Raw genomic sequence first — 25,787 nt, 5'->3', positions numbered from 1 at the left:
ACAGGGACGATGAAAAAGGAACAGGTAAGTTTATCCCGGCGCGTACTGAGCACCTTACTGAGCCTGCTGCTCGCGACGCAGCCGCTGCTTCCTGCCGTGGCGGCAACCCTTACGCCGACCGGCACTACCCAACTGGATAAAGCCGCCAACGGCGTGCCGGTGGTCAATATCGCCCCGCCGAATGCCGCGGGCATTTCGCACAATAAATATCAGGATTACAACGTCGGCAAAGAGGGGCTGATCCTCAACAACGCCACCGGCAAGGTGAATCAGACCCAGCTTGGCGGTCTGATCCAGGCTAACCCTAACCTGAAGGCCGGTCAGGAAGCGGCGGGCATTATCAACGAAGTCACCGGCACCAACCGCTCGCAGCTTCAGGGTTATACCGAAGTGGCGGGGAAAGCCGCCAACGTCATCGTCGCCAACCCTTACGGCATCACCTGTAACGGCTGCGGGTTTATCAATACCCCCAACGCGACGCTGACCACCGGCAAGCCGGTGCTCGACGCCAGTGGCCGGTTACAGTCGCTGGACGTCAGCAAAGGCAGCATCCTGATCGAAGGCCAGGGCCTGGACGGCAGCCAGAGCGATGCGGTGTCGATCATCGCCCGCGCCACCGACGTGAATGCCCAACTGCATGCCAAATCACTGACGGTGGTGGCGGGGGCCAACCGGGTGGCAGCCGACGGCAGCATCAGCCCGATCCCCGGTGAAGGTGACGCCCCAAAAGTGGCGGTGGATACCGGGGCGCTGGGCGGGATGTACGCCAACCGTATTCGCCTGGTCTCCAGCGAGAAAGGGGTGGGCGTCAATCTGGGCAATCTGAACGCCCGCGACGGGGATATTTCGCTGGATGCCAGTGGAAAACTGATGCTGAAAAACAGCCTGGCCAGCGGCAGCACGCGGATATCCGGTACGAATGTAACGCTCACCGGAGAACACAAGGCGGGTGAGAGCCTGTCAGTCGCCGGGCGGGATGCTCTGACGTTGAATGACGCCCGCATCGTGGCAGACCAGCATCTGGAGCTGTCCTCTTCCGGCAGACTGACGCAAAACGGCGGCGAACTGACGACCGGTGGGAACATTTCAACCCACAGCAACAGTCTGAGCCAGTCCGGAGGGCTGAGTGCCGCCGGGCGTATCGCCCTGTCCGCCAGTGAGGATGCCACTCTGCAAGGCCGGGTCGTTGCCGGTCAGTCGGTAACCGTTACCTCGGGCAGTCTGAGCAACAGCGGCACGGTTGCGGCTGGCACCCTTGCGGCAGTGACCACCGGAACCCTGAACAACAGCGGAAACGTGCAGGGGAACGAACTGGCGCTTACGGCCACCGATCTCACCAGTACCGGTACCCTGAATGGGACGACCGCGCTGGGCATTCACGCCACGAAAACTACGCTGGCAGGTAATGCGGTGTCTGAAGGGGACGTGAGTGTGGTGAGTGAGACCCTGGCGACGAAAGCGTCCTCGCTGCTTCAGGGCCATAATCTGAACGTGAATGTCCACCAGGTACAGCTTGCGGGTACGCAGACCGCCAGCGGCCGGATGAACCTGACCGCCCGGGACAGCCTGACGCACGAGGGTAAAACGTCAGCCTCGTCGCTGACGGTGAGTGCGCCGACGCTGACGAACAGCGGGGTGCTGACGTCCAGCGATCTCGGCCTGAAGGGCGCGCAGATATCGAACAGCGGCCTGCTGCAGGGAACCAAAACCCTGTCTCTGGTGGCGACGCTGCTGGATAACCGCAGCGGCGGAATGATTTACGCCCCTGCTGCGCTGTCGCTTGCCGCTCAGGATCTGAAAAATGCCGGCGTGATTACCAGCGATGCGGCGATATCCCTCTCCGGTACGCGACTCCTCAACAGCGGGGAACTGAGCGGCAGTTCGCTGAACCTGGATTACACCACCCTGGACAATACAGCGGGTGGTCTGCTGCTGGCGAAAGGGGAAAACCGCGTTAGTGCACAGACTCTGACCAATGCCGGTAGCATGGCGGGTGACAGCCTGACGCTGAATGCAGACCGGATCGACAGCCGCGGTTTACTGCAGGGCGATACGTCCTTGTCGCTGACGACCGGAATGCTGAATCTACTGACCGGCTCCCGAACGTTAACGGGGGGCGACCTTCAGTTTTCGGCTACGACCCTTGCAAGTGCAGGCCAGCTTCAGGGGCAGAATGTCCGTCTCACTCTTGGCGACTGGCAGCATGATGGTAGTCTGCTGGCCACCGGCACGCTCGCGGCGAGCGTCGCAGGGCAACTGACCAGCACCGGTGACATTCTGAGCCAGGGGGATGTTACGCTCAACGCCGCCAGGGCAGATAACCGGGGCAGCCTGCTTGCCGCCGCAGATGTGCGCCTGACCGGCAACAGCCTGGTTAACAGCGGTACGGTGCAGGGCAATGGTGTGATGCTTCATGCGGACAGCATCAGTAATAGCGGCACCCTGACTGGCGTTGCCGCGCTGACGCTGGCATCACGCCTGGAGATGGCGGCCCCGCAGTTAGCGCTGACGAACAGCGATACTGGCTCGCTGCTTACCGCCGGGGATTTAACGGTATCGGCGGGCAGCATCAACAGCGCCGGGCAATGGCAGGGCAAACGGATCCTCATTGATGCGCAGACCCTCACCAACGACGGTGCGATCCAGGCAGCAGATGTGCTGGATGCGCAAATCCGTGACGCACTCATCAGCACCTCAGGCAGCAAAATCACCGCCAACGGGGAGCTAGCCCTCTCTGCGCTGACCCTGAGCAACAGCGGGCAGTGGGGAGCAGACCGCCTCACACTGAGGTCCGATTCTCTGAGTAACAGCGGAGACATCATCGGCATGAGCAGGCTGGATGTTGCCCTGACGCAGCTGTTGGATAACCACGCTGGCGGCGCAATACTGAGCCAGAACGGACTGGAAATGAGCGCTGCCACGCTGGTAAATGCCGGTACGGTACAGGGCGGCGGCGAGACCCACCTGCAGGCCCGTACGCGGGTACAAAACGACGGCAAAATCCTCTCCGGCGGCCAGCTTACTCTGTCCACGCCAGCGCTGACCAACAGCGCCAACGGCCTGGTGCAGGCGCTGACCCTGATCATGGATGTGATGAATGGGGTGAACGCAGGCCGTGTCCATGCAACCGGGGATGCGGCGCTGCGTGGCGCAACGCTTACCAACAGCGGCACACTCCAGGGGGCGAACCTGCTGGTGGATTACCGGACGCTGACCAACAGCGCCACGGTGCTCGGCACTACCTCTCTGACGCTGAACAGCGATACCCTCACCAACACGGATGCAGGACGTTTGTTCAGCGCCGGGGATCTGCTGCTGACGTCGCAAACCTTCAGCGGCCAGGGGCAGGTAGTGGCACTAGGCGACGCCACGCTCAGGCTGATCAATGCACTTACCCTCAGCGGCACGCTGGCCGCCGGAAATACCCTTGCGGTCAGCTCCCGGGGAGACATCACCAACAACAGTGTGATGCAGGGTAATGGTATCGCACTCCGCGCAGAGGGGGCTTTCGTTAATAACGGACAGCTCACCACCGGCAGCGGCAGCAGCACCTTCAGTGCGCAGTCTCTTCTGCTGAATGGCAGCGGAACCCTGTCGGCGGGCGGGGATGTTGAAATGACCTCCCGCAGCAACCTCACTGTGAATGGATTCACCGGTGCCGCCGGTAGCCTGACGATGAATGTTGCCGGGTCATTGCTGAACACCGCGCTGATCTATGCCGGGAATAATCTCTCCCTTTTAGCAGACAACATTCACAACCTTCGCGGTGACATCCTGGCCGGTAACAGCCTGTGGATGCAGAAAGATGCGGCGGGAAATGCAAATAGCGAAATCATCAACACCTCCGGGACTATCGAGACGCAGAGCGGCGATATTTTTATTAGCACCGCTCATCTGCTGAACCAGCGCGAGGGACTCCGGTCGAGCCGTAGCGAATATGACGTACCGACTATTCCGGGTGCCGGAAAGAAAGAGTGGGAGATCCGCATCCAGGATCTGACCGACAAAGAAGTGGGGGTACGTTCGAAAAAGAGTGGCGGAATAACAGTCTATTATTATGCTCCGCCAGCCGACATGCTTGACAAGAAAGTGGCCTGGCACCGCGTACAAACGGACGTTTACAGTGACGGGGCAGCGGCACGTCTCTCTTCCGGTCGGGATCTGAATATTCACGCTGAGCAACTGGACAACATGGCCAGTACCCTTCTGGCAGGCCGCAACGCGACCCTGACCGGAAAGACGCTCAACAACCTGTCCCTGATGAATGAAATAACGACGGACTATTACGTCTACAGTTACAAGTTCAGAGAGAATAACGTTGCGACAGACACCATTGCCAGTATGAATGACAATCTGGGTAAAACGGGTGTCCTTGCTCCTGTTAAGCCGATTCTGACCTATTTACTGGTAGGACAATCGACAGAGACCCTCCCCGGCGAGTCGCTGTTTCGCGCTATCATTCAGGCGGTTGGTGAAGTCAGCGCAAACTTCACAAACGACATCGGTAACACGGCCACCATCGCACACGCAGAAGGCTCCAGCCCAACCCTTAACGCGCCAGTGCTTAATACGTTAACCCCCTTCAGTACGGGTTCAGGGCTGGCCGTTGAGTCACTGGAAGAGGGAGACACGAGTGGTATCAGCGATCCCGCAGGGCTGTCATCCATTATTGACGGGCTTAAAAATATTGCAGGTGGCGCATCATTAAGCGGGCTGAATGGTAATGACGGGGACGTCAGTGCCTGGCCTTTGCCCTCCGGCAATAACGGCTATTTTGTTCCCTCGTCCGATCCGAAAAGCCCGTATCTCATCACCCTGAATCCGAAGCTTGACGGCCTCGGTCAGTTGGATCCGCAACTGTATGGCGATCTTTATGCCCTGCTGGGGATGAATCCCGGACAAGCCCCGCGCGAAACCGGCAGTCAATATACCGACAAAAACCAGTTCCTCGGTTCGGCCTACTTCCTTGATCGCCTTGGGCTTACGCCGGATCGCGATTACCGCTTCCTCGGGGATGCGGCATTCGATACCCGTTATGTCAGCAATACGCTGATCAATCAGATCGGCAGCCGCTATATCAACGGCCTCGGCTCCGATCTGGAGCAGATGCGCTACCTGATTGAAAGCGCCGCCGCGCAGCAGCAGAGTCTGGGGCTGGCGTTTGGCGTGGCGCTGACCGCCGCGCAGATTGCCGCGCTCGATCAAAGCCTGCTGTGGTGGGAGTCTGCCACCATCAACGGCCAGACGGTGATGATCCCTAAACTTTACCTGTCGCCAAAGGATGTCACGGTGCACACCGGCAGTGTGATTTCCGGCAGTAACGTGCAGCTGGCGGGTGGCAGCGTGATGAATAGCGGCAGTACGATCCTCGCGCAAAACGGTCTGGCTATCGACAGCAGCAACAGTATCAACAATTTCAATTCCGGGCTTATCAGCGCCGCTGGTGGGCTGAATCTCAGCGCGCTGGGGGATATCAATAACATCAGCTCAAGCATCAGCGGTAAGACCGTCGGGCTGGAGAGCGTCACGGGTAGCATTAACAACCTCACCCGCGTGCAGAAGTGGGATATGGGCACCGGCAAGCTCCAGCTTGCCGGAACCGACATCGGACAAACGGCATCCATTACCGCAACGGACGCGCTGGCGATGCTCGCCGGGCAGGATATCAACATTACCGGGGCGAACGTGGCGGCGGGCGAAAGCCTTGGCATGGCGGCAGGCAACGATATCAATATCACCGCCAATGAGATAAGCCAGAGCCAGGGCCGGAGCGGATTTGGCAGAGCGACCATTCATTCATCATCGGTGACGCAGCAGCGCAGTACCCTGTCGGCGGGAGACGATATCACCCTGCTGGCCGGTAACGATCTGAATGCCCGCGCCGCAGCCATTGCCGCCGAAGGTGATGTCGGCATCCAGGCCGGGCGCGATGTGAACCTGCTTGCAGAAGCCACCTCTGAAAGCACCAGCAGCAAAGCGAAGAAGAAAACCGCTATCGATGAGTCCGTGCGTCAGCAGGGGACGGAGATCGCCAGCGGCGGCAACGCGGTCATCATCGCCGGGCGCGATATGAATGCGCAGGCCGCAGAGGTGACGGCGCAGGGCGATATCGGCGTAGCGGCGGGACGGGATGTCAACCTGACCACCGCGACCGAGAGCGACTATCGCTACCGCGAGAAAACCAAAACCAGCAGCGGGTTCCTGAGTAAAAAGACCACCCACACCATCAATGAGGACAGCGCCACGCGGGAGAAAGGCTCCCTGCTGAGTGGCGATAACGTGACGGTGTCGGCGGGGAATAATCTGCTGGTGCAGGGATCTTCGGTTGTCGGCGAGGGCGATGTTCGTCTTCAGGCGGGCAATGATGTCACCGTCGAGGCCGCCACAGATACCTCCTCGTATTACAACATGAAGAAGACGAAGAAATCCGGTGTCTTCTCCAGCAGTTCCGGGTTTGGGGTGACAGTTGGTTCGCAATCATCTAAAACCACTCGCAAAGGTGCGGAAACCACCCAGAGCGATGCGCGCAGCCTGGTGGGAACAACGGGTGGAAACGTCATTGTCAGTGCCGGCAACGACGTCACTCTCAGCGCCGCCGATATGGTGGCCGGGCGGGCGGTGGGGGATGTTTCCCGCGCCACCGGGCATATCGATATTACGGGAGACAATATTGCGGTGTTGCCTGGTCGCGATACCGTCACGGAGTCCTTCAAGCAGGAGACAAAAAGCAGCGGTCTGACCGTCAGCGTGAAGGCGCCATTTGAAGATACGGTGCGCAACGTGCGCGATATCCTGAGTGGTGATCAGGGCAGCAGCACCGTCGATAAGGTGAAATCTCTCAGCGCCGAGGCGGGCGCACTGGGAATGGACGGGGCGGGGAGTATGCTTTCCGTCTCTGCCGGGCGTAGTAAATCGTCCTCGGAGTCGCATTATCAGGGCGAGTTTAACAGCGGTAGCAACCTCTCTGCGGCAGGAAATATCCAGATGACTGCCACTGGCAGGCAGGGTGACGGGAACATTCTTGTCGCCGGCAGTCAGCTGACGGCGGGTGAGGTGGTGATCCTCGATGCGAAACGGGATATCAGCATCATCACCTCTACCGACAGCGAAGCCCGGAGCAGTAAAAGCAGTAGCAGTGGCTGGTCGGTCTCTCCGGACGTCACAGCAGGCAGCACCGTCCGCGCCACTTCTGGCGGCGGCCAGCGTGGCAGCCAGGTATTACCCGGCGGGATGAACCAGTCGAAAGAGAGCCGCGACGGCCAGCAAACCACCGAGAATGCCTCTGTTATCCAGGGGGCGGATATCTACCTGAACAGTCAGGAAGGCAGCGTGGACATCCGTGGCAGCCAGCTTGCCTCTCACGACGATCTGATGATCGCCGCCCTGAAGGGCAACGTCAGCGTGACGGCGGGCGAGGACACGTCGCATCAGTCATCCAGAGGCAGCAGCAAAACTATCGGTACGCTGGGCGGAGACGGCTACAGCGGCACGGCGGGCTACAGCCGTGACAGTTACAGCAATCGCGATGATGCCAGCCTCGGCAACGGTAAGCGCAGCCAGCTCTCCAGCGCAGAGGGCAATATCATCGTGCAGGCCGGGCAGGATCTTTCTCTCGCCGGTACCGATGTGGCTGCCGGAAAATCCGTCTCGCTCAGCGGTGAAAATGTGCTGCTGGACGTCAGCCGCGACAGCCGGGAAGGACAGGCTGAAAGCAGCCATTCGCAGTATGGGGTGACGGCCTCTGCAGGCGGCTGGGCGGTGGATGCCGCGAAGACGGCAGAGGGCGCAGCCCGCAGCGCGGAGGATGGGGAGGATCCGCGCCTGACGGCAATCCGTACCGGGCAGTCGGGCGTCTCTGCGGCGCAGGGCGCGTTGTCCGACAGTTCCGTGGTGAAGGGCAAAGTCTCGCTGACGGCCGGGTCGTCGTCGCAGGACAGCACCTACAGCAGCACCCGGACTCAGGGCACCACTATCAGCGCAGGGGATGCGGTCAGCATTACGGCGAAAAAGGATATCGCCGGACAGGGCGTGCAGATCAGCGGCCGGCAGGTCAGACTGGATGCAGGCCAGGATATCCTGCTGAGCGCATCGGAAGACAGCCAGAGCCGGACCAGCCACAACAGGGGCAACCAGTTTGCGGTGGGCGCGGGTGTGAGCTTTATTGGCGCGCAGAACGGCATCAGCGTGGAGCTGGGGGCGTCGCAGCAGAAAGGCAACGCCAGCGGGAATGCACAGCATCACAGCAACAGCCTCATCCGGGCGGATGAGCAGCTGACGGTCAACAGCGGACGCGACACCACCCTGACGGGGGCGGAGCTGGCAGGTAACCGGGTGGAGCTCAGTACCGGGCGCGACCTGACCCTCAGCAGCGTGCAGGACACGGCGTCGTATGACAGCCGGCAGCGCACCTCTGGCGCCAGCCTGAGCCTGTGTATCCCGCCCCTGTGCTACGGGGCGTCGTCGGGGAGCGTGAACGCCTCCGGGGAGAACATCACCCACCGCGGTAAGAGCGTCGGGGAGCAGAGCGGGATCCGCGCGGGCAGCGGCGGATTTGATATTAGCGTGGGCAACCACACGCAGCTGGACGGGGCGGTGATTGCCTCGACGGCAGCGGCAGAGAAAAACAGGCTCGACACCGCCACCCTGGGCTGGACAGATATCCGCAACGGGAGCCGGACGGAAGGCGACAGCTATACGGTGGCGCTGTCCGGCAGCAGCGGGGGCAGCAACCGGAACCTGGCCCCGGCCATCGGCACCGGCCAGGCGGAGAGGACAGAGAGCGGTACCACCCGGTCGGCCATCAGCGACGGCACCCTGGTTATCCGCAATCCGGAACAGCAGAAGCAGGATCCCGCTGGCCTCAGCCGGGACACGGACAACGCGCACCAGGGCGTGGACGTGAACGGGGATGTGCAGAAGGTACGGGATGACCTGGCGGTGCAGGGCGAAGGGATGGCGCTGGCCATCTCCGGGCTGGATGCGTACGGCAAATACGCGCAGCAGGAGGCGGAGGCGTCGAATGCCGCGCTGGCGGCGCGCCTGGCCGCGGAAGGTAAGCTGGACGGGCTGAGTGCGGCGGAGCAGGCGGCGTATGTCCGCAGCCAGCCGGAATACAGCAGCACGGAGTACGGCCCGGGGAGCGACTTCTGGACCCGGGGCACCGCGGCCGCGGGCCTGCTGGCCGGGGCGCTGGGCGGCAACCTGAAGGCGGGAGCGGCGGCGGGTGCGGCCCCGCTGCTGGCGTCGCTGGTGAAGGAGGTGGGCAAGGACGATGCGGCGCGGGCCGCGCTGCACGGTCTGGTGGCGGCGGCGCTGACGCAGCTGAAGGGCGGCAGCGGGTCAGAGGGGATGGCCGCCGGTGCGGCGGGTGCGGTAACGGCCTCGCTGATCACGGACAGACTGGTGAGTGCGCTGTATAATAAGGACATCAGCGAGCTGACGGCGGACGAGAAGCGGCTGGTGAGCAGCCTGGTGGCCGTGGCGGGCGCCGGAGCGGGCTATGCGGCAGGCGGGGAGGTCTCGCTGGCGGCAGTGGGAGCAGAGACGGCGCGGGTGGAGGTTGAGAATAACTCGCTGGCGCATGTGCTGGCAGCAGCGGAGAAAGAAAAGCCGGGTACGATAGCGAAATACCAGGCCGCCAGAGAAGCCCTGTGTAAGCAGGACCCGGAAGCGTGTCGCCAGGCAGTGAATGAGGCGGCGAGTCTGGGGCTGGACTTTGTGCCAGTCGTCGGGGATATCAAAGGATTCCACGAAGCGGAAACGGCGCTGGATTATCTTGCTGCGGCAGTCGGGTTAATACCGGGTGCGGGTGATGTGGCGGGTAAGAGTATCAAGGCGGCGGAAAAGGCGCTGAAGAAAGGTGATGTGGCTGAGGCGTCAAGGCTGATTAATCAGGCCAGCAGTGAAATCTCTGCCTTTAACGTGGCGGCCTATCCGAAGCTGAAAGACGACCTGATTAAGCAGAACCTGAATAATATAGCGAAGCAGGATCCGAGGCTTGCAGCAGCTGTTAAGGGTGATAATGGCAAGCTGAATTATGGTGTTGGCTCAGGTTCTAAAGCCGAAGCGGATGAGTTAGGGAAAATCTGGGTGGGTGATGGTGCCAGGCCAACAAGTGATGGTACTGGGTTGATGAGTGCTGATGGTACTCGTGTCTATCGATATCCATCGGCTAAGGATAATAGTTCACATGCAACTACTGGTGTTCAGGCTAATTTTGAAACTTTTAAAATAGATCCTGTCACAAGGGACAAAGTTAAAATTGGCAATGGCCACATGGATATTCAATAGGAATAAGTATGAGAGCTATTTTAAAAAGTATTTCAAATGATGACCTTGAGTTAAACAATTTCTATCCAGAGGATGAGAATGTTTTTTCCATCCGTCTAATGTTGCGTATAGGCAATGAGGATAGTGCAGGGGCAGATAATTTTGATCTACGAGTCTGTACTCCCGAATGGCTATGCAAGCATCAGTGGCTACCGGAACTAATGCGTCATACGCTTCTTGTGCGTAAATACGATCTGGATGAAATCACAAAAACTATTACAGATTATATCAATTTGTGCGAGGGCAAAGAATGGATGGAAATAGCGCAAAAACTCTCCCGTGTCTTTGCCTGGGAATATGAAGACTATCAGCCATAAAAGATAAACCCCAACTCATGTTGTTGGGGTTTTTAGTCTGCCCGCTTTCAACTTCACGTTCGGGTAGGTGGTTTTTTAGACTTGATAACAGTTACTTGCCCTTCTTGATCACCGGCCTCTAGCTGGGGTCATTCAGCTGTTGTCAGACTGTTGCGGCTACAGGCTCTTTACAGCATCGGGAAAAGTGGAGAACGGGGGCCAAAACCGCGTATCGGGTCGTTGAATAACTCGCTGGGACATGTTCTGGCGGCTATAGAGGCAAACAAGCCGGGCACGGTTGAATCATGGACAAAAGAGCAGCAGGAGCAAATCAGGGAAGCGTAATGGCATGGCCGTTATTGCCCGAAGCAATGGCGATATATAGCCTTGTTGGCGCAAGTGCGAATGCCGGAATTAGCTATACAATTAATGGTGAGATAAACCCGAACGATGTGATTCTGGCATACTGGACGGGAGCACTGACAGCAAATACAGGTCTGTTGGGAACCATGGTCGTGAATGGGGGCAGTGGTGCCACATCAAGCTACCTGAAAAGTGATGATCCGTGGAAAGGCGGTGCAATCAGTGGTGCGGCTTCAGGGTTGGGTTATGGTATTGGTAATAAACTTATCACACCAAGGTTAGATAAGGTTTTTAATCCGAACTGGAAAAATTGGGAATGGAAAAAATTGGATATGGGAATATCTATGCCTACACCACCGAGTCTTTTGCCAGGAATTTCTGGTAATGCAACAAGCTCATTGGTAACTGAGTTTACGAATGATCAGGCTTGAAAGAAAATGGGGGGCAAGTAATGAATTACTCCTCCAGAAAATGGTTCATGATTTTTATTTATTTAATTTTTAGCCTTTCCGTAGGCATTTTTGTAGCATCTCTGACTACTTTACTGATAGTTGATTTGTTTTTATTTATTTTGTACAGAATACCGATAGATTTTTTATCAATTGATTTCGTAAAAATACTGAAAGGCAGCATCGTTGGCGGCGCAATAGCCGCCATTGGATGTTGGTATTCCTACTACAGGCATTACAAACGTCGTTGAGAATAACTCGCTGAGTGCCTATCAATCCCTGTACTTCGATAAAGAGTTATCAGATTGCCGGAAATCAGGTGGCGACTGCCAGTCCGTGATCGATAAATGGAAGCAGGTCAGCGATAAGCAGAGCGCTGAGACCGACCAGAAACTGAAAGATAACCCACTGGAAGCACAGGTTGTAGATATGGAAATTGCTCAGGGCGGTATTGATATGGCTAAACGTCCCGGCTGGATTGCTAATATCCTTGGTGTGGATGTAATGACCAGCAATGAGGCCAAAACCTATGTCCAGCAATGGAATGGGCAGGATCTGGCTAATATTGATGTAAACAGTCCTGACTGGACGAAGTTCGCAGCATTCGTGTCTGATCCAGAAAACCAAGCTGTAGTGGCTTCGCTTGGGATGCTGGGTAAAGATCTTGTGTATCTCGCTAAGACGACCATATCAAATCTCATTCAGGGCGGAGCATCAACAGGTATAAAAAGTATGCAGGTAGGGTTAAGGAACCCTCAGCAAGTAGATCAAATAAAAAATGATATGACTTCAGGAAATTACAGATTTACTGCACCTGAAGGTCGTATAGCTGGATATATAGATAGTAAGGGGAATTATTATATATCGGAAGATAACCTTCGGATGGTAGCTGCTCAGGAAATATATAAGAAGACTGGGGATAGATCTTACATAGAGAAATTACTGCAAAACGGCTCATGGACTCAGACAAAGAATGCTCCGACAGGGGCTAAATCTATGCCGACAAGGAAGTGATGATCTTATGGAGAATATTATATTTATGAAAAAGAATGAGATATATGTGAAAATGTTATCGCTTTCTCTACCTTATATTAGAAATATCCAGCTCTTGGGTAAGAAAGAAAAAGCTCGAGATACATCATGCTATTTTGAAGCCGAGTTGGTGCATAATCTAATGCACTCATTACTTACCCCAGATTTTATTAAGCATGATGTATGGTTTTTAAATAATCAAGCTAAATATTATGTTGAAAAATGTAGCGAAGATATATCGCCTAATTATAATCAGCACATCAAGTATATTAAGCTATTATTTAAAATGGTGCCTGATAGTTTAAAATCTAAACTACAATGGCAAGGTCCTTAATAGGATCCCGGCCCTGCGCCGGGATCCTATTAACCGTTAGCCCTTAACCGGTTCGATCACCAGCCGTCCCTGTTCCACGCTGACCATGAATGGGGCTGTGAGAATTGACAATGACTTGATAAGGGTAGTAAAAATAATCAAATGGTTTCGCTTTGACAAATAACAAGGATAGTGAAAGATGAATAAGAATATTTCTGTTTTACTTGCAGCAACATTAATTTCAGGATGTAGTGTTGATTTCACTGATACGCTTCCAGACTACACAGGTAGCGATGTCTCTTATATTCGTGTTGAGAATACACCGCACCCCACACCATTCAGAATCGAAAAACAGATCCCGGCAGGGCAATGTTGGAAATCAGAACATGCATATGGAATTACGTCAAAAGTAGCGATTATCGGTGTTAAAATAAGAACTTCGAAGTACGTTGCTGGTATTGCGCCACCGTCGACTAAATTCGCCAATAAAAGTTTCCAGGAATACAGCGTGCAATCTGGTTATACATATAGTATTTGGTGGAAAAGAGAAGTTCGTACCATGTATGGCATGGATTTAGGACAGACATATTCAGACTCGTTCTTCGCTTCGAAAGGACATACTTATGAAATTGGTAGCGACAATAACAACATAGTCATTACCGATTTATCCAGCGAGCCTGTGGAAAAAACAAAATCTTTGCCTGAATGTAGATTTAAAACAAGTTTGTTAGGCAAAAAGCAGTATCTTTAACTTGCTATTTGAGAATAATTAACTGAGAGATGGCCTGGCTCATGCAGCATCTAAAAAATTTCTGAAAAATAGATCAGAAAGACCTGAGTGAAGATATAACTCCAGCTATCGTGAATAAGGTGAAATAAGGACATTGTTTGACTAATGAATTTTATGCCTGTCGGGTATGTGGCGCTGAACAGCTAGATCCTCCCTGGGGAGAAGACGATCAAACACCAACTTATGAAATATGCGACTGCTGTGGCGTTGAGTTTGGGTATGAAGATATGAGTGTGGAGTCGATTAAAGACTACAGGCAAAAATGGGTCGAGCGTGGCGCTAACTGGTTCAGAAAGAAATATAAACCAGAAGATTGGTCCCTGGAGAACCAGTTTCAAAACATTCCTGAGCAGTATCGTTAAATGAATGATCCCGGCCACTCCACCGGGATCTTCTTTTACCCGTCAGCCCTTAACCGGCTCGATCACCAGTCTCCCCTGTTCCACGCTGACCGTGACCGGCGTATCGGTGCTAAATCCTGCCTCTCCCAGCCAGTTACCGTTCAGGCGCAGGCTGGGGCTGCGGGAATAGTAGGTTGTCATGCAGGTGCGGGGATCAAAATGCCGGATGCTGACATAACTGATCTTCAACCGCCGCTGCGCTTTGGAAATGGTTCGCTCTGACGTAGAATCGTGTTTAGCCATAATAACTACTCCTAACTAGTTGTTGTGGTTAGCGGCAATTCGGTGCTCTAACACTGAATTGCCGCGTTCTTTTACTTCTGTTGAGAGGCGAAACGGTTAGCGTTATGCCTCATTATCAAAGATTCAAGTAGCGCTTTCGCCACGTCCTTTTCTTCTGGCGAAAGGGATCCTGCCGCTTCAAATAACATTTTTAATTCATCTTGTTGACATCGTTCGTCCTCACTAAAAACCAGACTGTCTGCGCTGGTAGACAGAGCAACAGAGAGTCTGCGAATAACATCCAGCGAAGGCTGTACTTTATTCGCTTCATAGCGTCGAACCATGTTGATATGACACCCTGATATTTCGGACAGGACAATTTGTGTCATTTTTTGCTCTTTACGGATACGTGCGAGACGTTTACCAAAATTCATATCATTACCTGCATATAAATCATAACTAATTGTTTGTGTTATGTATTTGATGGCTTTGATTGAATATATCCCATAAGGTATTGGTAGTAGAGGGCAGAGTTTTGTTTTTGCGTAGCCGATTCCAATAAAAATATGTCCCTAACCCAGGTGCTAATATACGTACCCTGCAGGTGCTAACCCACAAAACGACAATCCCGATAACCGTTAAAGATGACCCCACCCAACAACGCTACTGCTCGTGAACACGCTTCACATTCCCTCATTAACCTTGTGGCTTTTTGCCGTTTCGTGAGTTATGCGGAAGGTTTCTCTCACTTATAACGCCCTGGCTTTATCTCCACAGAAGGCGGGTTATCAACACGATGCTGCCCATCCGATAAAAGATCTCCTTAACCTCATGCATTAGTATGAAAAGCCCGTCTCTGCTACTACAACTTTTAGTCTTTTTTCATAAACCCTGCTTATAGTTACTCTCCGGTATTTAACCGCAATCACATCACTTTTTTGGTCAAATGTTTCACTTAAGTAACACAAAACAAAATTTTATGTTTAAGTTGTGGGTTGTTAATGGCGAAAAGTGGAGAAATTGCGTTATCTGTCGATAAGCTTGTAGAGAGTATTACCTCTACGTAATATGCATTAGAATATTCGGTAAACAAATATTAGCGCCAGCAATGGCGGGGGCGATGGTGGTTGTTAACCCTTCACTCCCTTTACATGCTCGTAACCCCACAAACTGTTGTCCCTGGCAAAGTCATGCAGGAAACAAAAATACTGACTTGTGAATCAAGAGTAATACCATGAAAAATTATGATGATTTACAGCGTTTCAAGGATAAAACGCGCACCGGTGACATCCATTTCAAGGATCTGTCGGCGCAAAACAAACAGGCGTCGAACAGCGGCTGGGCGATTATCAACCAGCTGGCAGGTGTAGACAGTGACGCGGCGCTGGCGAAGGCCGGAAGCGTTGCGGTACCCGTGCCGCAGGCCGTTAAACCCGGCGAACTGGATGCGGCGTTTGCCAGCCTGACGAAGACGCCCGTGGCGGAGCCTGCCGGTTCAGCCCCGTCTATCATGCAGAACTTACAGGTTGAAAGCGCAGATAAAACGGCACAGACGCAGCTTAATCCGGCCGCGCCTTCTCTGTTCGATCAGCTGCGCCCTGAGGCGACCCCCCACGCGACCGTGAAAGAGACGCCTGTCGCGGCGGCGCCATCGGCATTTCATCCAGCACCTGCGCTCGCGCCTGTTCAAGCGACTGCTGAGACAGTGACTCCGCCAAAACCGGCGGAGCCGGTGCGCTTTGAGCAGCTGTTCGCGACCAAAACCTCCGCGACGGCCAGCCATCCGGTCAAGGACCTTCCGTTACAACCGCTCCTGGAGAAAATCGCTTCATGCCGTTAGTGTGTATTTGCTCGCCAAAAGGCGGAGTAGGGAAAACCACGGTCACAGCCAACCTCGCTTATGCTCTGGCACGTGCCGGCAATAAAGTTCTGGCCATTGACTTCGATGTTCAGAACGCGCTGCGTCTGCATTTTGGCGTGCCGTTATCTGACGGGCGTGGCTATGTTGCGCGTGCCAATGAGTCGGCGGACTGGAGCCAGTCGGTGCTAACGGCGGGCAGCAATATGTTCGTCCTGCCCTATGGCGAAGTGACGGAGGAACAGCGCCTGATCTTTGAGCATAACCTCACCAGCGACAGCAATTTCCTGGCGCGAGGCTTAAGCTCTCTGCTGAACTATCCGGGGCTGATTATCCTGGCCGACTTCCCTCCAGGGCCGAACCCGGCGCTGAAGGCGATCTCGCCGCTGGCCGATCTGCATCTGGTGACTTTACTGGCCGACACCGCCTCCCTGTCCCTGCTGCCCCACATCGAAAATCACCGGCTGACCGGCGGCGAACCGCCAGATAACAAGGCCGGATACTATTTCCTGGTGAACCAGAGTGACAACCGGCGCCATATCAGCCGTGACGTCACCGCCTTCTTACAGCAACGCCTCGGTGACCGCCTGCTGGGGGTGATCAACCGGGATGAAAGCGTGCCTGAGGCCAATGCCTCACAGCAATCGATACTGGATTTCAGTGCCACCTCGGCGGCGGCGTTTGATATCGAGCTGGTGAGTAAGCGTATCGCGGGTATTTTGGGTATCCAGGTCGGTGACGGCGCCGTGCACGCCAACCTGAGAACCTCCAGTTTCTGACGACAATTTCAGGACGTCCTATGAAAAAGGCGCTGTTTTATCTACTGCTATTGGTCTTAGCACCCATCGCCGTATTAATTATTATCACCCCAATGGATAGCCAGAAGCAGTATATCTTCGGCTTAATCAGCATTGGGGCGCTGATGCTGCTTGGCTTTAGCAAACATCACCGTGTGTCGGTCATTATGATGATTGTGGCGGTCTTAATGTCCACACGATATATCTGGTTCCGGGCCACGCAGACGCTGCACTTTAATTCCGAAATAGAGGCCATACTGGGGATCGGGTTATTTCTTGCCGAACTCTATATCTGGATAACCATTATTTTGAGTTATCTGCAAAACCTCTTTCCCCTCCAGCGCAAGATCGTACCGCTGCCGGATGATATGGCGCAGTGGCCGACGGTGGATATCTATATTCCGTCGTACAACGAAAGCCTGGACGTGGTGCGCGATACGGTGCTGGCGGCGCAATGCCTGGATTACCCGGCAGACAAGCTCAAGATCTACCTGCTGGATGACGGTAAGCGCAACGAGTTTGCGGTATTTGCCGCCAACGTCGGGGTAGGGTACATCACCCGTAACGACAACTCCCACGCCAAAGCGGGTAACCTCAACCACGCCATGAAGCTCACCAAGGGCGAGCTGATCTGCGTCTTTGACTGCGACCACGTGGCGACGCGTATCTTCCTGCAGGCGACCGTCGGGGCCTTCCTGCAGGATCCGCGTCTGGCGCTGATGCAGACTCCGCACTACTTCTACTCGCCGGATCCGTTCGAGCGTAACCTTTCCGCGGGCCGCGATATTCCCAACGAAGGCCAGCTGTTCTACGGGCAGATCCAGCGCGGCAACGATAACTGGAATGCCACCTTCTTCTGCGGCTCCTGCGCGGTGATCCGTCGCAGCGCGTTAGAGGAGATCGGCGGCTTTGCGGTAGAGACCGTGACCGAAGATGCCCATACCGCGCTGAAGATGCAGCGTCTGGGCTGGAAGTCGGCCTATCTCGATATTCCCCTGGCGGCAGGGCTGGCGACCGAACGTCTGGTGGTCCACGTTATTCAGCGTACCCGCTGGGCGCGCGGCATGACGCAGATCCTGCGTGTCGATAACCCGCTGTTTGGCCGGGGCCTGAAGTGGCAGCAGCGTCTTTGCTATCTGAACGCCATGCTGTCGTTCCAGTTTGCCCTGCCGCGCGTGGCGTTCCTCACCGCGCCGCTGGCGTACCTGCTGTTTAACCTGAACATTATCCACTCCTCAGCGAGCCTGATTTTCGCCTATATGCTGCCGCACCTGTTCCTCTGTATCTATGTGAACTCGCGGGTCAACGGGCGGTTCCGCTACAGCTTCTGGGGGGAGATCTACGACCTGGTGCTGGCTTTCCATCTGGTGTTGCCGACGGTGATTACCCTGATCTTCCCGAAACGCGGCAAGTTCAACGTGACCGATAAAGGCGCGCTGCTGGACGTCGGCTATTTCGATTTCAGCATTGTCCGCCCGCACCTGATCATTGCGGTACTGCTGGCGGCAGGGGTTGTCGCCGGGATCGTGCGTGCCGTCGGTCATGACTACTTCGGGGTGGACCCGATGGTTATCGCCCTCAACGTCGGCTGGGGCGTTTACAGCCTGATCTTCCTGCTGGCCGCCATTGCCGTGGCGCGGGAGACCCGTCAGACGCGTAAAACCATCCGTATTGATGCCACCGTGCCGGTGGTAATTCACTACGCCAGCGGCATCTCCTCGCGCAGCCATACCCTGGATCTCTCCATGGGCGGCTGCCGTATTGCGGTGGTGGATGACCGTCACCTCAACGACGAGATCGAAGAGATTGAGCTGCAATTACAGTCCGGAGCCATCAGTATTCCGGTGAGCGTGATTGCCCACGACGAGCAGTACATTCGCCTGATGTTTGACGAGATCCCGCTGGACCGCCGTCGCGAACTGGTGCGCGTAGTACTGGCCCGCGCCGATGCGTGGATCAACCCGCCAAAAGCGCAGGACAACCCGTTCCGCTCGTTGTTTATCATTATTCGCAGCGTATTCGATCTGTTCTGGCTGACCTGGAAGGACCGTCGTGAAAAGCGCCGTCATCGCCATGATGATGCCCGCCGCGGGAATAACGCCAACGAGGATACCGCTGTATGAAAGGGATGACCCGTAAAGCGCTGCAGATGGCGCTGATGTTCGGCGTGCTGGTGCAGCCGGTGACGGCGGAAGAGCCGACCACCGTGGAATCGCTGCTGCCGGTGGATCTCCCGCCGCCGGTAACGGACGCGGCGCAGCCCGCTGCGGATGCGGTGCCTGCTGCGGCTGAAACTGCGCCAGCCACGCTGCCCGCCCCCGACACGCTGCCCGGCTTCCAGACCCCGCCGGTCGCGGAGACGATGCCGGAGCCTGAGGCTGCGCCTGCGATACCGACACCCGATGCCGCGTCTGCGGCACCAATGGGCATCACCCCTGGCACCACCACCAGCATCTCCGTTGCCCAGATGGGGCAGCCAAACGGCGTGGTGCTGAGCGGCGGCCAGCTGCAGGGCGGGATCGACTTTACCCTCTCGGCGGACCAGGTGATCACCAACGCCCAGTTGGAGCTGAACCTCAAGGTCTCTCCGGCGATGGCGGCACGTAATACCACCCTGCAACTGATGCTCAACGGCCAGCCGCTGGGGACGGTGCCGCTGGGCTCCGCCGACAGCAATGTCTCCAGCTATCAGCTGGAGATCCCGGCGGCCATGGTGGTCTCCCGCAACAACATCAGCTTTAAAATTAACGACGGCGATGCGCTGCTGTGCCAGCGCGATCTGTCCGACAGCTACCAGGTCACCATCATGCCGAACACGCGGCTGGACCTGGAGGCGCAGCAGCTGAACATTGCTGCGGATCTCAGCCACTTCCCGCGCCCGTTCATTGATGAAATGCAGATGACGCCGACCACGCTGACCTTCGCGTTCCCGGCCAAAACGCTGCCGGAGCAGGTGGGTGCCGCGGCGCTCATCGCCTCCTGGCTGGGGATCGAAGCAGACTATCGCGGCATCGCCTTTGATGCGTTACACGATCAGCTGCCGGAAAAGAACGGCATCCTGTTTGGTAAACCGGGTGAGTCCATCGGCGGCTTAACGCTGCCGGCCTCGAACGGAGCCACGCTGCAGGTGGTGGATAACCCCGGCAACCCGATCTACAAACTGCTGCTGGTGGTGGGGAACAACGAGCAGCAGCTAAAAAGCGCCGCGTACCGTCTGACCCGCGGGCAGTTCAACGGCCAGACCACCAGCCTGCCGGTTGAGGCGCAGAACATCCCGGTCAGCAAACCCTATGATGCCCCGCGCTGGATCTCGACCGATCGCCCGGTGCTGCTGAGCGAGCTGATGCGTAAGGATCAGAGCCTGACCGTGACCGGCATCTGGCATGAACCGCTGACCCTGGCCTTCCGTGCTGCGCCGGATCTGTTTATGTGGGATGGGGACACCATTCCGCTGAAAGTGGCCTACCGCTTCCCCTCCGAAAGCTGGATTGACGAGCAGCGTTCATACCTGTCGATGACCTTCAACGGCGCGTTCCTGCGCAACCTGCCGGTCAACAAGCAGGGGCTGCTCGAAGGGCTGTGGCACAGGCTCGGCGGCGATGCGCGTCAGGAGAATGTGGAGGTGCCGCTGGAGCCGTACCTGATTTACGGCGACAACCAGCTGCAACTCTATTTCAACATCCAGACCAAAGAGACTGCGCCGTGTAGCGTCCTGCTCAATAACAACATCAAGAGCCGTATCGACGAAGACTCGAGTATCGATCTGAGCAACACGCGCCACTTCACGCTGCTGCCGAACCTGTCGTACTTCGTGGGTGCCTCGTTCCCGTTCACCCGTCTGGCGGACTTCTCCCAGACGGTACTGCTCCTGCCGGAGAACCCGAGCGAAAGCGAGATTAGCACCCTGCTGGATCTCTCTGCCCGTTCCGGTAACGCCACCGGTACCGCGCTGAACAACAACCGGGTGATGTTTGGTCTGCCGTCCGGCGGCGCGAACCTGTTGCGCCTGAGCAACAGCGACGTGCTGGCGGTCTCCTCGCTGGATCAAACCGCCTTTAACCGCGCCCTGCTGGCGCAGTCGCCATTTGTCAGCAACGAGCACACCTTTGGCGTGCGGGAACCGAAACTGTGGGAAAAAGCGCAGCGTCTGCTGGAGGGGGACTGGAACGCGTCCGGCGTTGATGCCGACCGCTACTTCTCGTCCAACGAATCCTGGCGCGGCTTTGTCAGCTTCCGCTCCCAGTGGAACCCGGAACGTCTGGTGGTGATGGCGATTGGCAGCGATGACGCCCAGCTGGCGCGTCTGCATACCGACCTCAACTCCGCCCGCATCAACGCCGGGATCCGCGGCGATACCGCGATCATCACCGAGGAGAACGGCGTGCGCAGTTTCCGCGTCGGCCCGCAGTTCCCGAGCGGCCAGATGCCCTGGTACATGATGGTGGTGTGGTATGCCACGCAGCACTCCGCCATGCTGGCGATTTTTGGACTGCTGTTCGCGACGATTATTGGCCTGAGCCTCTACTCGTTACTGAAAAAACGCGCGCACAAACGTCTTAACCCACAGGATTCAGATCGTGAGTAAGGGTGGTAACACTATGGAAAATAAAAACAAAACCGCCGGACATCTGCCTGTACTTTGCCTGGTTAGCGGGCTGGCGATCGGGGGTATCCAGGGTGCCCAGGCGGCAGATGCTGCCCAGTCGGCCAATAACCCGGCGCTGAAAGCGCTGTTCGATCAGGCCAACTACTGGCACGAAAAGTCTCACGATAATCTGGCGATGGAATCGCTGAAAAAAGTGCTGATGGTCGATGCCAATAACACCCAGGCGTTGTACATGATGGCCCTCTGGTCGCAGCAGGCCGGCGACATCAAAGGGGCAGCCCAGTGGCGCGAGCGCTTAACGGCGGTCTCGCCGCAGGATGCGAATTTGCAGGCGCTGGATAACGCCAAACAGATGCAGCAGGTGCCGCGCGGGCAGCTGGAGCTGGCCCGTCAGCAGGCGCGCAGCGGCAACATTCCCGCCGCGCTGGCCACCTGGCAGAGCCTGTTTACCGGCAATCAGCCGCCGCCGAGCCTGGCCCCGGAGTACTATCTGACCATGGCGGGGGACAAGTCCCTCTATCCGCAGGCGGTGAGCGAGCTGCGTCAGCTGCGCGTCCAGTATCCGCAGGATAACAACGTCAAAATCGCGCTGGGCAAAGTCCTGACCTATCAGGAAAGCACCCGTCGCGAGGGGATGAACATCCTGCAGGATCTGGCGAGCGGCAGTCAGGATGCGGATAAATCCCTGCGTCAGGCCCTGCTGTGGCTGGGCCCGCAGGCGGGGGACGAAGCCTATTACCAGACCTTCCTCCAGCGTCATCCGAACGATACCGCGGTGCAGGATCACTATCGCAAGAGCATCGGCGGAGCGGCAAAAGGCGAAGGCTATGTGGCGCTGAACAGCGGCAATACCGATACCGCCCGCAATCAGTTTGAGCAGGTGCTGAAGGCCAACCCGGAAGATGCTGATGCGCTGGCCGGGATGGGCTACGTGGCCCTGCGCAAGGGCGACTACGCCGCAGGCGCGCAGTACCTGAACCGCGCGGCCAGCCTTGGCGGTGCGGCCTCTGACGAGCGTAAGCAGCAGGCGCAGGACGCCGAATTCTACGGCCAGCTGGCCCAGGCGCAGGCGGCCTACAAGCAGGGCAACGTCAGCCAGGCGCTGGCGCTGAGCGCGCCCCTGACCCAACGCAGCGGCGAGCAGGGGGCGGCGGCGAAGCTGTTCCGGGCCGACGTCCAGCGGCATAACAAAGATTACACCGCGGCAGAGCAGACCCTGCGCGGCCTGCTGACCGAGCAGCCGAACAACGGCGCGGCGCGGGAAAACCTCTACTACGTCCTGCGGGAGCAGAACAAAACTGCCGAAGCCCAGGCGATGTTGCAAACCCTGCCCGCCAGCCTGCAGGCGAGGCTGCAACCGCGCGTCTCCGGCGGCAATCCGACCGATCCGCTGCGTCGTCAGGCCCAGCAGGCCGCGGCTAACGGCGATCCGCAGCGCGCCATCGCCCTGTTACAGCAGGGCACGGCCCGCTATCCATCCGATCCCTGGCTGCGTCTGGATTTAGCCCGACTGCTGCAGAAGCAGGGGCGCAGCGCGGAGGCGGCCAACGTCATGACGCCAGCCTTCCGCCCGAACGCCAGCAACAGCGAACTCTACGCGGCGGCCCTGTTCGCCAGCGAAAACAACGCCTGGCAGCAGTCGCAAACCCTGCTGTCGCGCATTCCGGCCTCCAGCCAGAACGGCGATATGCGCGAGCTGTCCCAGCGCGTGAATTACAACCTGCAGATGGATGTTGCCGAACGCTATCTGGCCCAGGGCGACCGGACCGCGGCGGCCAACACCCTGAAAGCTCTGGCATCACGTCCGCCGCAAAGCCCGGCTGACGCCGGCAAGCTGGCGCGGATGCTGGCCCAGAGTGGCGATGTCACCACCGCGGTGAGCGTGGTGCACGACAACATGCGCCGCGGCGTGCAGGGTAACGCCGGGGACTATGCCGATCAGGTTGTGGTCCTGAACCAGGCCGGACTCGGCAGCGAAGCTCAGGCCTGGCTTGCTAACCCGGAACTGCAGTCGCGCAGTACCCCGACCCAGCTGGCGAGCATTCGCAACGGCTACGTGATCAACGAGGCCGATCGTCTGCGCGTGCAGGGCAACTACGCGGCGGCCTACGACAAGCTGATCCGCGCCATGCAAAACGATCCGCAGAACACCGACCTGATGTTCGCCATGGCGCGCGTCTATCAGTCCGGGAAGATGAATAAAGAGGCCGGGGTGGTTTACGACTACCTGATGACCCGCGACACGCCGCAGCAGGACGCGCGCGCCGGGGCCATCGACGTGGCGCTGGCCAGCAACAACGTGGATAAAGCGAAGCAGCTTTCCGCCGGGCTGACCAACGACAGCACCCCGGAACGTTTACTGCTGCTGGCCCGGGTCTCCGAAGCCCAGGGTAATCATCAGCAGGCGATGAGCTATCTGCGCACCGCCCGCGGCAAGCTGCTCGGCCTGCAGAGCAACAACGGCGAAACGGCCCCGATGCTGGGTGGTCTGGCGCTGGCCGACAACCCGTTTGTCGGAACGTCCGGTACGGGCGAGGCGTCGCCGTCGCTCTACGGCCAGGCGATGCCGTGGCAGGTGGCGCAACTGGCGCGTAACCCAGAGACCGCGCCGCCGGGCACCGTGCGCACCGATCTGCCGGTAGAAACTGCCCAGGCGGGCACGCTGCGTCAGGTGGATAACATGATGGAGATGCTGGTCGACAAAACCGCCACCTGGGCGCGGGGTTCAACCTCCCTGCGCGCGCGTGACGGCGAAGAGGGGCTGAGCAAGCTGACGGAGATCAAGGCCCCGCTGCAGTGGTCCACCGTGCCGTTCGGCGATTCGCGTCTGGATGTTAACGTCACGCCGATCAGCCTCGATGCAGGCACCTCGTCCGATGAATCCAGCCGCCGGTTTGGTACCGGGGCGCTGATCCAGGGTGGGGTGGCCGAGGAGCTGTATAACGCCTCCACCACCACGCCGCCAGAGCTGCCGAACATCGACAAAATCAAGGTGCCGTCCCAGGGCTCGCAAAGTGCCCAGGGCGTCGAAGTGGCGATGGCGCTCACCGGGGAGCAGTACAAAATTGATGTCGGCTCCACGCCGCTGGGCCAGGATCTGAATACGCTGGTGGGTGGCGTGCAGTGGTCGCCACAGCTGACGGATTACCTCAAGCTGATCCTGACCGGCGAACGTCGTGCGGTGGTGGACAGCTTGCTGTCCTATGTCGGGGTGGAAGATAAGTACAGCGGCAAGAAGTGGGGCCAGGTCACTAAAAACGGCGGCAGCGCCCAGCTGAGCTATGACAATACCGATGCGGGCTTCTACGCCGGGTTTGGCGTGTATGACTATATCGGGGAGAACGTCCCGAGCAACACTAGCGTCAACGGTTCGGCGGGGGTCTATTTCCGTCCGTACTATGCTGCCGATCGCGAGTTAAAAGCCGGCATCAACATGAACTACATGAACTTTGACAAGAACCTGAGCTACTTCAGCTACGGTCAGGGTGGCTATTTCAGCCCGCAGGATTACATCAGCGTCTCCTTCCCGGTGGATTACACCCAGAAATATGACAACTGGAAGCTGGGCTTAGGCGCATCGGTGGGGTATCAGTCCTACTCCCAGGATGAGAGCCCGTACTTCCCGACGGATTCCGCTATGCAGAAACAGCTGGAAGATTACGTCTCCCGTGGTTTTGCCAAAGAGGCGTTCTACAAGGGCAGCAGTGAGAACGGCCTGGGGTACACCCTGCGCGCATCGACCGACTACAAACTCAATAAAGACATGACCATCGGCGGGCAGGTGGGGTATGACACCTTCGGGGATTACAACGAAAGTACCGCGAGCCTCTACTTCCGCTACCTTCTGGGGAATAAGTAATGAATGATCAACAGCTTTTGCAGTATTACCAGCATCAACAGACGCAGTCGGGTTGGTTTTCGCTGATCCACGTGATGATTGAGAGTATGGTAGCCAACGTTGGCGAGGCGCAGAGCCGCTCGTTCCTCGTGCAGATGGGCGACTCGCTGGGCGAGCGTTTCCCGCTGGCGCTGGCCCACACCGTGGGCCAGCTCGAAGCGCAGATCAATGCCCGGCTCGCGGCCTTTAACTGGGGCTATATTGATATTGATGCCAGCGAGACGGCGATCCGCATCGCCCATACGGCGTTACCGGTTCCGCCGGAAGAGCCAAAGCAGATGGCGTGGAACCACGCCTTCAGCGCGGTGCTGGAGGGGCTCTATGCCCGCTGGCTGCGCGAGCAGGGCGGCAAATCACACGTATCGCTGTGGCGGGAGGCATCCCCCTCGGCTACGGTTATCCATTTCAGATATCAAAACAATCAATAAGGATC

14 protein-coding genes and 1 pseudogene are annotated in these 25,787 nt (G+C 57.3%); 13 read left to right on the top strand and 2 right to left on the bottom strand.

The features are described 5' to 3' along the window. Positions 1-9 precede the first annotated feature (9 nt). The 7 genes and pseudogenes from M8318_RS08335 (at position 10) to M8318_RS08305 (ending at position 13,934) form a co-directional block, all read left to right on the top strand. Positions 10-10,290: a hemagglutinin repeat-containing protein gene (locus M8318_RS08335; RefSeq protein WP_262661938.1), complete on the top strand. Its 10,281-nt coding sequence runs from the start codon at positions 10-12 to the stop codon at positions 10,288-10,290. Between the two features lie 8 nt (positions 10,291-10,298). After that, entirely contained in the window at positions 10,299-10,646 is a 348-nt protein-coding gene (locus M8318_RS08330) for an immunity 8 family protein (RefSeq protein WP_262661937.1), read from the top strand. Between the two features lie 323 nt (positions 10,647-10,969). Further along, the gene (locus tag M8318_RS08325) at positions 10,970-11,419 is read left to right on the top strand and encodes an adhesin (protein ID WP_262661936.1); all 450 of its coding nucleotides are present in this window, start codon (positions 10,970-10,972) and stop codon (positions 11,417-11,419) included. Positions 11,420-11,677: 258 nt separating this feature from the next. Continuing rightward, positions 11,678-12,451 (top strand): annotated as a pseudogene (locus M8318_RS08320) (hemagglutinin repeat-containing protein); the annotation flags it as partial. A gap of 25 nt (positions 12,452-12,476) precedes the next feature. Continuing rightward, complete coding sequence (locus M8318_RS08315) at positions 12,477-12,803, top strand: zinc ABC transporter substrate-binding protein (RefSeq protein WP_262661933.1); 327 nt, start codon at positions 12,477-12,479, stop codon at positions 12,801-12,803. A 178-nt stretch (positions 12,804-12,981) separates the two neighbouring features. Continuing rightward, the gene (locus M8318_RS08310) at positions 12,982-13,533 is read left to right on the top strand and encodes a hypothetical protein (protein WP_262661931.1); all 552 of its coding nucleotides are present in this window, start codon (positions 12,982-12,984) and stop codon (positions 13,531-13,533) included. A gap of 137 nt (positions 13,534-13,670) precedes the next feature. Then, positions 13,671-13,934, top strand: coding sequence for a hypothetical protein (locus tag M8318_RS08305; protein WP_262661930.1), 264 nt, complete (start codon positions 13,671-13,673; stop codon positions 13,932-13,934). Positions 13,935-13,976: 42 nt separating this feature from the next. Here M8318_RS08305 and M8318_RS08300 read toward each other — a convergent pair whose 3' ends face one another. Both M8318_RS08300 and M8318_RS08295 read right to left on the bottom strand, forming a co-directional pair. Further along, complete coding sequence (locus M8318_RS08300) at positions 13,977-14,216, bottom strand: SymE family type I addiction module toxin (protein WP_106995880.1); 240 nt, start codon at positions 14,214-14,216, stop codon at positions 13,977-13,979. Between the two features lie 71 nt (positions 14,217-14,287). After that, on the bottom strand, positions 14,288-14,629 hold the full coding sequence (locus tag M8318_RS08295; RefSeq protein WP_262661928.1) for a helix-turn-helix domain-containing protein: 342 nt from the start codon (positions 14,627-14,629) through the stop codon (positions 14,288-14,290). Positions 14,630-15,429: 800 nt separating this feature from the next. On the opposite strand from M8318_RS08295, the gene bcsO reads away from it, so the two are divergent. Genes bcsO through bcsD form a run of 6 tightly spaced genes read left to right on the top strand, consistent with a single transcriptional unit; the run spans position 15,430 to position 25,782 of the window. After that, a complete protein-coding gene (gene bcsO / locus M8318_RS08290) occupies positions 15,430-16,035 on the top strand; it encodes a cellulose biosynthesis protein BcsO (RefSeq protein WP_262661926.1) in 606 nt (201 codons plus the stop codon). Beyond that, positions 16,026-16,832 (top strand): cellulose biosynthesis protein BcsQ, encoded by an 807-nt coding sequence (bcsQ, locus tag M8318_RS08285; protein ID WP_262661924.1) that lies wholly within the window; start codon positions 16,026-16,028, stop codon positions 16,830-16,832. Before bcsO ends, bcsQ begins: the two co-directional genes overlap by 10 nt. A gap of 20 nt (positions 16,833-16,852) precedes the next feature. Further along, positions 16,853-18,973 carry a UDP-forming cellulose synthase catalytic subunit gene (gene bcsA, locus M8318_RS08280; RefSeq protein ID WP_262661922.1) on the top strand — a complete coding sequence of 707 codons (2,121 nt, stop codon included), beginning with the start codon at positions 16,853-16,855 and terminating at the stop codon, positions 18,971-18,973. Then, complete coding sequence (gene bcsB, locus M8318_RS08275; RefSeq protein ID WP_262661920.1) at positions 18,970-21,435, top strand: cellulose biosynthesis cyclic di-GMP-binding regulatory protein BcsB; 2,466 nt, start codon at positions 18,970-18,972, stop codon at positions 21,433-21,435. Before bcsA ends, bcsB begins: the two co-directional genes overlap by 4 nt. Positions 21,436-21,448: 13 nt before the next feature. Continuing rightward, entirely contained in the window at positions 21,449-25,315 is a 3,867-nt protein-coding gene (locus M8318_RS08270) for a cellulose biosynthesis protein BcsC (protein WP_262661919.1), read from the top strand. Next, positions 25,315-25,782: a cellulose biosynthesis protein BcsD gene (bcsD, locus tag M8318_RS08265; RefSeq protein WP_262661917.1), complete on the top strand. Its 468-nt coding sequence runs from the start codon at positions 25,315-25,317 to the stop codon at positions 25,780-25,782. Before M8318_RS08270 ends, bcsD begins: the two co-directional genes overlap by 1 nt. Positions 25,783-25,787 lie beyond the last annotated feature (5 nt).

Origin of the sequence: Leclercia tamurae, assembly GCF_025566055.1 — a bacterium.
GTDB lineage: Bacteria > Pseudomonadota > Gammaproteobacteria > Enterobacterales > Enterobacteriaceae > Enterobacter > Enterobacter tamurae.
The sequence above is the reverse complement of the archived record's forward strand: the minus strand, read 5'-3'. Positions and strand labels throughout refer to the sequence as shown.